The sequence below is a fragment of the Adlercreutzia sp. DFI.6.23 genome, from assembly GCF_024462535.1.
In the GTDB taxonomy this organism is placed as follows: Bacteria; Actinomycetota; Coriobacteriia; order Coriobacteriales; family Eggerthellaceae; genus Adlercreutzia; species Adlercreutzia rubneri.
In genome coordinates, this window is sequence record NZ_JANGBP010000176.1 from 1 (window position 1) to 406 (window position 406).

Genomic DNA, 406 nt, shown 5'->3' on the forward strand with positions numbered 1-406 from the left:
TACGACGACCTCACCTGCGCGAAACAGCCTATCGAACTGCTCCTCGAAGGCCACGAGCCAGTCTTGCGCTACGCTCGGCACCGAGGACGTTTTCCTCAGTGCCGAATAGGCACAACGACTCATCTGGGGGCTACACTAGAAGTGTTCGCGTGTCTGGTTACTCCCCCTATGAGGTGAGGTGCCAGCCGTTGCAGTAGGGGCAGCGGTAGACGTGCAGGGGCGGGGCGCCGTGTTCGGCGCACTCGGCGGCGGTGAGTTCGGCCTCGTAGCGGCTGGCATAGCGGTTCTTGCGCTCGCAGGCCTTGTGGCGAAGGGCCGCGGCGCGCTCCTCGTCATGGCGCTGGCTGCGCGCGTTCTCGCTGGCGCACAGGTCGTCCATGCCGCCGAGAGATGCTGCGAACTCTGC

Annotated in this window: 1 protein-coding gene; it reads right to left on the reverse strand. The window is 65.3% G+C overall.

The genetic code is table 11. From position 1 onward, the window contains the following. Positions 1–166: 166 nt before the first annotated feature. The coding region (locus tag NE591_RS12885) for a hypothetical protein (protein WP_256156820.1) at positions 167–406 on the reverse strand (240 nt) is incomplete at its 5' end.